Annotated in this window: 10 protein-coding genes and 1 pseudogene; all 11 read right to left on the bottom strand. The window is 40.1% G+C overall.

Features of this window, described 5'->3' with window-relative positions; translation table 11 throughout:
- A partial coding sequence (locus KL866_RS07075) for an AAA family ATPase (protein WP_214994278.1) occupies positions 1 to 377 on the bottom strand: 377 nt, incomplete at its 3' end.
- A 56-nt stretch (positions 378 to 433) separates the two neighbouring features.
- Complete coding sequence (locus tag KL866_RS07080) at positions 434 to 625, bottom strand: hypothetical protein (protein ID WP_025255163.1); 192 nt, start codon at positions 623 to 625, stop codon at positions 434 to 436.
- Between the two features lie 58 nt (positions 626 to 683).
- Positions 684 to 1,274, bottom strand: a complete 591-nt coding sequence (locus KL866_RS07085; RefSeq protein WP_025255162.1) for a GNAT family N-acetyltransferase — start codon at positions 1,272 to 1,274, stop codon at positions 684 to 686.
- Between the two features lie 32 nt (positions 1,275 to 1,306).
- The gene (locus KL866_RS07090; protein WP_025255161.1) at positions 1,307 to 1,756 is read right to left on the bottom strand and encodes an MBOAT family O-acyltransferase; all 450 of its coding nucleotides are present in this window, start codon (positions 1,754 to 1,756) and stop codon (positions 1,307 to 1,309) included.
- A gap of 64 nt (positions 1,757 to 1,820) precedes the next feature.
- Positions 1,821 to 2,324 carry a zf-TFIIB domain-containing protein gene (locus KL866_RS07095; protein WP_025255160.1) on the bottom strand — a complete coding sequence of 168 codons (504 nt, stop codon included), beginning with the start codon at positions 2,322 to 2,324 and terminating at the stop codon, positions 1,821 to 1,823.
- A 527-nt stretch (positions 2,325 to 2,851) separates the two neighbouring features.
- Positions 2,852 to 3,481 (bottom strand): annotated as a pseudogene (locus tag KL866_RS20205) (DUF4272 domain-containing protein).
- A 128-nt stretch (positions 3,482 to 3,609) separates the two neighbouring features.
- Positions 3,610 to 4,470, bottom strand: coding sequence for an alpha/beta fold hydrolase (locus KL866_RS07110; RefSeq protein WP_214994280.1), 861 nt, complete (start codon positions 4,468 to 4,470; stop codon positions 3,610 to 3,612).
- A gap of 333 nt (positions 4,471 to 4,803) precedes the next feature.
- Positions 4,804 to 5,109 carry a DUF6980 family protein gene (locus tag KL866_RS07115; protein WP_311236127.1) on the bottom strand — a complete coding sequence of 102 codons (306 nt, stop codon included), beginning with the start codon at positions 5,107 to 5,109 and terminating at the stop codon, positions 4,804 to 4,806.
- 100 nt (positions 5,110 to 5,209) lie between these two features.
- Positions 5,210 to 5,380 carry a hypothetical protein gene (locus KL866_RS07120; RefSeq protein WP_214994282.1) on the bottom strand — a complete coding sequence of 57 codons (171 nt, stop codon included), beginning with the start codon at positions 5,378 to 5,380 and terminating at the stop codon, positions 5,210 to 5,212.
- Between the two features lie 120 nt (positions 5,381 to 5,500).
- Positions 5,501 to 5,908 (bottom strand): thiol-disulfide oxidoreductase DCC family protein, encoded by a 408-nt coding sequence (locus KL866_RS07125; RefSeq protein WP_214994284.1) that lies wholly within the window; start codon positions 5,906 to 5,908, stop codon positions 5,501 to 5,503.
- Positions 5,909 to 6,755: 847 nt separating this feature from the next.
- Positions 6,756 to 7,613: a LysR family transcriptional regulator gene (locus tag KL866_RS07130; RefSeq protein ID WP_214994293.1), complete on the bottom strand. Its 858-nt coding sequence runs from the start codon at positions 7,611 to 7,613 to the stop codon at positions 6,756 to 6,758.
- Positions 7,614 to 7,644 lie beyond the last annotated feature (31 nt).

Raw genomic sequence — 7,644 nt, forward strand, 5'->3', positions numbered from 1 at the left:
ATCCAATCTATCAACATTGGTAAATTATTATCTTGGGCTTGTTTAGTCTTGTACTTATGGGGTTCCCAAGGTCTTGATTTCGCGTTAGCTATACACAACTCAACGGATAAATTCATAAATATAATCTCAGTAGACTGCGCTACTACAAGTTGCAGTAAGTCTGTGTAACACCCTTCAATTACCCAAGTCTCATTAGAAGCCGTAAAAGCCTGTATCTCTTGGTCCGACTCTTTAATCGGTTTTCTTTCAGGCGGGCTAGTGGGTTTCCATGCAAGGGTATCGAGATCTAAATGCGCTAAACCGTGACCTTCACACAAACGGCGCGCTAGCGTAGATTTGCCAGAACCGGAATTTCCGAATATTAAAATTTTAGTCAAATCTCTGTCCCATCTTAAAGCCATTTGGTACTTGCGAGAAGAAAGCTTTTAAGCGTTTATTTTCCATACTTTTCTTTTATTAACACATCAAAGTATTGAGTATCGTTTGGGCTTGCTTGGCTGTTTTTAGCAAAATCGCTGCTACATCCAGGATTACAAAAGCCTACCATATAGCCACGATATTCGGTCAGCGAATCTGGTTTTACTGGTTTGCCAGATCTAGGGCAGAACTTGTTGATGGGTTCCATTGATTTTCCTTTTAAATAGCCTTAAACAAACGAAACAATACCAGCACTACACTCTTCATTAGTTATACATTGAAAGCTTGAAGGTTAAGTTCTCTTTAACAGCTAGCCACTCTGTATTAATAATTGAAAACACAACCGTATCTCTATAACCACCATTAGGCATTCTCTGATGATGCCTAAGCACACCGTCTTGTTTTGCGCCCAAACGAGTAATAGCGGATCGTGAAGCCTGGTTATGCCAATTCGTTCTGAACTCTACAGCGATTGCTTCGAGGCTTTCAAAAGCGTGTGTAAGAAGAAGTAGCTTACATTCGGTATTACATGATGTTTTCTGATAGCTTTTGCTGTACCAGGTGTAACCAATTTCAACCCTTTGATTTAAGAGGTCAGCATTACAAAAGCGTGTTGAACCGATAACCTCTCCACTCGCTTTGTCTATAACCACGAACGGTAACGATAGCCCTTTGGCTTTCTGCTCTAATGCTGACGTAATATAATCATCAATAATTTCAGCGCTTGGTACAGAGGTGAACCATAGTTTCCACAATTCACCGTCGGTTGCTGCGTTCACTAAAGCGTCTGCATGTTCCATTGTTAACGGGGTGAGCTTTATATTCTCAGATTCTAACTCAATATCTTTAAACCACATTTCACTTTCCATGTCTGATTAGTTGTATGATGTTAAGCATACAAGGTTTCCAAAAAGTACGTTATACCTAGCGAGACTAAAATAAACGATGCATTAGTTAATGCGCGAACAGGCCAGCTAACCTGACCGTACGATACCCCAGCCCATTTAGAAAAAATGACTATTAATCCCATTAACCCAAACCACGGCGTGAAAAATAAAACGATTTTCCACTTTATAATTGATACTGCGATATCGTGAAGAGCACCGCTAACAAGGAATGTTACAAGGGTAGCTAAAGAAACAGGCAGGATATTCGTAATTGGGCGCATAACATTACGTGATAAATAGTAACCCCAGATAGGATTCCAATATCGCCAAAAAACTGGGAAAGAAGAGGCACCAAAAGAGCGTGAAAGCATGTTTTTCATTGAATTACTTGCACCCAACGGCACGCCATTTCGTTTTTTAACATATTGCGCAAGAGACAGTATGCTTTTCATTATAAGTCAGCCCCGAAATGAGTACCCTTTTTGAGAACGAGTATATGTCTATGAGTAGTTGAACCTACCAACTGTTAGAGATATATGATGCTATATCAAAAAAAGCATCGACCTTATCTCCGCGTTTGTTCCAGTTATCATGAGTATGAGGCATACCCTTCACCTCAATCCTTTCATGTTTTTTCATTAGCTCTATTCTTAGCAGTGCGCGTTCTTTTTCATTTAGCATTAATGACTGTATTTTTTCTAGCTCGCCAGTGTCTAGCCAAATCGCACCACAGCCCGGGCACTCATCTATCTCTACCGCATGCAGCGGGCTATAAAACCTGCGCAACATCATGGTATCAGGGCATTTGGGGCAGGAAATCCGTTTATTTAAAGAATCGAGCTCGTAATGAAACTGACTAAGGTGCTTTGCCAACACATTCCCTCTTTTTTCTTGCGGGTTTTCAAAGTCACTTAATGTTTGGTTTTCTAGTAAAACGCCACCGCACGCTTTACTGAAAAAAACCGGAACTTTACCAACGGTGACTCTTTTCAGCGTGGTTTGTGTTCTTGGGCACTTCATTTTTAGAATCTACCTTTGCTCTTCGAATATTGTGATTTGATACAACTGCTTAATAAAATAGGGTTAGTAATAGGGTGCAAGACAGGCACAAAATGTATAACTTTGTACACAAAAACACAAAAATGCCGGTCTTGTTTATTCCCTTTCATACTCAATTGGTTTAAATATAACCCTAGGTTAGTTGAGTTCAAAATTCGTCTAAACAGTTATTTATTTGCCCATCGATAACAATAAAACTACCCAACAGGCGGGATGAAGAAATTGAGCAAGACAGCGTAAATAGCCACTAGTCCAATATTGTCAGTCTTTCCTTTTGCAAATTTGATGGTAAAAAAATAACAACAAAGGCCAGGATGAACAGCACTTGGTCCAAAAATGTTGCATTAAGATTCATAAAAAACCTCTGTGATAAACTTCTGAAAACGAACAGTCCGATTAGGCCATACCACAAAACGAAGAGTTGAAAAGAAGCAACAGTTCACATGTTTCATTGTCTTAGGGAGCAGTGCGAGCATCATAAGTACTTGCTAGGTGTCTGTTGCCACCCAATCCCATTTTTCACCGTCATAATTAGTAAGCCAATTTATAGCATGGTGTCTCTCTTGAACAACCCCACCATCCAGTTCAAGAGAAGCCCCATGCTGCCGCACAGCCCAATGTAAACGATATGTGAGGTCGGAAGAATCCATGATTTCAGATTTGGGTCTTAGCTTTAGAGAACGTATAAAATAATCTGGCGCTTCATCAAACCTCGGCAAAGAGCCAATGAACTCGTTTACACTCGCTTGCTCAGTTGGAAATGGTAGTTCTGGAACCAATCCAACTGCCCACACAAGTAGATATAGAGCTTCAAGACGCCAGCTAGCATTTATTTGTGCTTGGCTTCCGTAGCTTGGGTTAGATAAGTAGTCAGTCTCCTCTGCAGACAAACAGTTTCAAAGATCATACTCCTTCAAATATTCAATGAACGAAGTATCGCCTTCGTTAAAAGCTGTCCCTACCAAGCAAAATAGACAGATTATGCGCTCACCTATATCTTGAGTACTTCTCGGGTCAACTTCACTTTCATCTTCGGTTAACGGAAGCCAATCAATATACGGAATATTTCGTTCAGAAAGAATCGCTTCTGTTTTTTTCTTCCTTTCCTCTGGATTCAATTTTTACTCCTTAGATAATTAACGCGTCAAAGCCTTGCCTCGTAAACCTAGCGCTATGATTGCCAAGTTGCCTTGTGTGAGCGTATCAAAGACATAAGGAAGCGAATAAAGCGCTTTATGAAACACTACTACTTCGCCAACGTCTTAATTTTTAAAACAACTAATTCTGAGTCAGAGATGTGAAGGTGATGCCTTTCTGATTCTGAATAAATTACTTCGACATCAGATGAGAGCGACTTAAAATAGTGCTCTGCGCCTTCTTCTAATTGTTCCATCCGCGCTGCTATCTCATCTGGGACAAATGGAGGGTCGTATGACTCCTCGGTGTGTTTTGAACGAATGACGATAATAGGTTTAGAGCCAAAGTCGTCGGAAGCCGAAAGCTGCTCATAACTTTTCATATGGTCGACGTTTTCCGGTACACGCTCGAACATTGGATCTAAAACACTTTGTTCAAATGCGATGTAACGTTTCAACTCTTCATTGTCGGTCTCGAAGTCCTTGGGCCACCGAGTTCCCATTGTAAAAAAATAACCAAACGCTGGAGGCGCAATGAAAACAGCGCCAAGCACTTCGCCGGGATAAAGGTTGTTGTACGCGGTAATTATATAAGAAGCGTATGAACCGCCTGCGAAGTAATAAGGAGGCGAAATTCCAGCCGTTGATAAAAGTTCGTGAAGACGTTTAGCATTATCGTTAATTGTAAAAGGCACTGGCCCTTTTTCGCTTTTCCCTAAACCAGCACGGTCATATAGACAGATACTATATGAGCCTGTTAGCTCTTCTATATTGTTAGCCCAGGCGCCATCAGAGCCAAAGCGACCAAAACCTTGTTCTAGTATTAGCTTTGGTTTGTCATTTTCATAACATTCTAAATAGAGTTTAAAACCCCCGACATCATACATTCCGGATTTAGTAGGAGTAAGTTCGTCGGCAGCACTAGCGGCGCTGAGCAACACTAAACTTATTAATAGTAACTGTCTGTGCATGGTGATTCCTTTCTCATTTAAAAAGACTATTTCAATAACAGAAACAGGCAAACAGAGCTTAAAACATAAAGATGACTGTCTTATTTCATTTACTACTATGAGCAGGTCACTCGAAGCTCTCATAGCCTAACTCAGTGAAACACTCGCTAGAAACCTCCAATGTAAAACGACTAAACTAAAGCTGAATAGAATCAAATTCTTCTAACCACATTTCCTTTGCATCAAGAAGATCAAACAGGTTATCAGGCTCCCAAGCACCTTTTAATCTAACTTAAACAAATTCATCACCAGCGTAAAACAAACAACGCATTGGAGGTCGGATTGAGCTATTTGTTAGTTGTGTACTCGCCATGATTTTGATTTAAATTTTTCGGGTATTTCCTGCCCCCACGGATTGTCATAACCTATTGACTCTAGTGTATCAAACCATAAATCTCTCTTGCTTTCAGGAAGTTGAGTTCCACACCATGGGCAATTATTTATTGTTAGTTGGCTGACACCATCCCCATGAGGAATTGAATACTCATCAAATATTTCGTTATATTTTATCGTGGCGTCATGGCAATCTTTTGGCTCTGGATGTTGATCACACTGGAACTTAGCATATTGAGCCATATGTACGCACGGGTAACTAGCCACGTCGACTCCTCGTGCTTCCAGAAACTAATCAAGACAGGCATAATTAAATATTACATAAAGAGCCTATCTTCTATAATTCTAAAAGTGCTGGTACATATCGCTAAGCTTCGTTCCGCCTTTTGGTTGAAAACATGCCGAACCAAAATGCCCCTTCTAGAACAAGGCCTAAAATGATGAATAGAAACACACCTGACTGAATTCCCATACTGTAAGATGCAATAGCTGCAATTAGAAGAACCAGAGCGATAAGAATTCGATAAATGCCTTTCATTTTAACTATCCTTTCAAATGCCTAACCCAAAGACACAAAGATGCCTGTCTTGTTTAAACTAGTTTAGTCAACTTTTAAGCTTAAGGCTTAAACCAATTTGTAACATGATGTCTTTAGCGATTACTCTAGGCCTTTGAACCTTTTTAGTACCTTTTTACTGGGTATTTGGCATTGCTGTGTACCACCAAAAAGCTTGATGCGATTACGAGCAAAGGCTTTATAGAACAGGTCTCTAAATGTGCTTGGTAAAACTCTAAATATGCCGAACAAAAACCAGAAACCACTTAAATCTTTGGCGATTTCAAGTGCTGCGTCTGACCACAGAAAGACTCTCCCCTCTTTAACCAACATGAAAGTATCAACACCTACTGTATCGACTTTATAGCGTTCTATAACCTCCTGAGCGTAAGTTGACTGCATTGGAGAGAAAATAAAGCGTTCCAATTTGTCGCGCTTCAAAATAAATGCGACAGCTCCATTACAGAAGTTACACACCCCATCATAAATAATTAAATCTTTTTCTTTCAATGAATTAACCCAAATAATATACAGCTGCGTGACGCGATTGCATGAAGTAAAATTAGGAACGAAGTGCACCAGCCATATATTAGCCCTCTATAGCCAAACATAAGCAAAACATGCCTGTCTTGTTTAAACTCTAAACTACTAAACTACTGGCGTTGGCATTTGTCTTTAGGCGTTCACTGAGTAAAATTCGGACAACATGCTAGACCAGTGCTAGAGCACTAGCCGTCCATTATTTATAAGGCCGATAAAAAGCCCAGCATATCCCGCGACTCCCCCCAGTAAAATGCACGCTCTACCCAAGTTAGGGTGCCAAAATCTCCTGCGGGATTTTACTCCCTCGTCAGATTCAATAAGCAACTGAGAATGTCTGCTCAGAACATAAAGCCCTGCAGAAAAAATGGTAAACGCGCCAATCGGCGCTGCGGCGTCTATGGTAAATTCATAAGCTGCAGACAGAAGTATACCGCTTAATAAGATCCAAACTATGGTTAAGTTACGCAGTTTGAGCAACTGCTTCTTTTTGCTCTCGGACTGTACGCAAATATGCCTGTCTAGTTTTGTGAGTTGAAAAGTTTTTCATAGTTGATTCTGCTAGCGGTGCCCCCCTCCCATAGGATCGCAAGCGTATTCGTTTAGAAGAAACGGGATATCTCGAGTGTGTTTTTTATTTTTATAATCAGCTTTTACTATCTGTAAATCCATGTATAAAGTGCCTGTCTTGTTTAATCGAGACCTACAATACCAAGCAACACATCAACGTCTATGATTCACACCAAACAAGTATTATAAGACTGCACTCAGCGATGAAACGGTAAGAGACTAAGAATTATTTGTCTATTATTTTACATCAAACAGAATCAACGCTAATGAAAGAAATCAGTCGTTTGACAATGCTCTTACTCGTGATGTTTTTAGGCCATATGGCGAAAAGAGGAATGGGCATTACTTGCCACTCTGGAAGTAGATGGATTAGGCGTCCTTTTTGAATATCGTCTTCTACTTGGGATTCTGCTAACACTGCCAGACCAGCTCCGTAGAGACAGTATTGATATATTGCTTCAACGCTATTTACCGTTATTTGGCTTCTAAAGGTTATAGTTTTATGTTCGTGTAAACGTGAAAATAACCTCTCATTTGACAATTGAGCTAGCTCAATCCAAGTTAATTTTTCTAAATCTTGGATACTTTCAGGGTGTGAAATTTGTCGATAATGTCGAGCAGAGCAAACTAACACTCTTTTTAACATTCCAATTCTTTTTGCGATAAAGTCACTATCCTCGAGCTCCCCAGCTCTTATAGTCAAATCGATGCCATCCTTTATTATGTTTTTTCGGCTGTCAGAGTAATCAATATGCAGTTTGATATTAGGATAATGACTCGCAAAACGTGCGATATTTTCATTTATAAAGGAGCGACTTAGGGCTGTAGGTAAACTGACCTTAATCTTTCTTTGCGGTTGTTCTTGATTACCAGATAACAGCTGGATGCCATCACTAGCGGCCTCCAGCATATTGAGGACTTTCTGATAAAAAAGATCACCGTCGTGCGTCAGCGTTAATCTGCGCGTTGAGCGGTAAATTAGCGCAACCCCTGTTTTTCTTTCTAATTGTGCGACGTGGTAACTAACGACCGATGGCGACAAAGATAAGGAACTGCCAGCTTTCTTAAATGAGCCATGCTTTATAACTTCTGCAAAGATAGCCATAGACTTAAGTTCATTTATCATTCAACTACCT

Source organism: Alteromonas sp. ALT199 (assembly GCF_018619335.1).
GTDB lineage: Bacteria > Pseudomonadota > Gammaproteobacteria > Enterobacterales > Alteromonadaceae > Alteromonas.

Bases quoted from the DNA above. Each gene is read 5' to 3' on its own strand.
- KL866_RS07080 (WP_025255163.1), bottom strand. From the start codon at position 625: ATGGAACCCATCAACAAGTTCTGCCCTAGATCTGGCAAACCAGTAAAA.
- KL866_RS07085 (WP_025255162.1), bottom strand. From the start codon at position 1,274: ATGTGGTTTAAAGATATTGAGTTAGAATCTGAGAATATAAAGCTCACC.
- KL866_RS07090 (WP_025255161.1), bottom strand. From the start codon at position 1,756: ATGAAAAGCATACTGTCTCTTGCGCAATATGTTAAAAAACGAAATGGC.
- KL866_RS07095 (WP_025255160.1), bottom strand. From the start codon at position 2,324: ATGAAGTGCCCAAGAACACAAACCACGCTGAAAAGAGTCACCGTTGGT.
- KL866_RS07110 (WP_214994280.1), bottom strand. From the start codon at position 4,470: ATGCACAGACAGTTACTATTAATAAGTTTAGTGTTGCTCAGCGCCGCT.
- KL866_RS07120 (WP_214994282.1), bottom strand. From the start codon at position 5,380: ATGAAAGGCATTTATCGAATTCTTATCGCTCTGGTTCTTCTAATTGCA.
- KL866_RS07130 (WP_214994293.1), bottom strand. From the start codon at position 7,613: ATGGCTATCTTTGCAGAAGTTATAAAGCATGGCTCATTTAAGAAAGCT.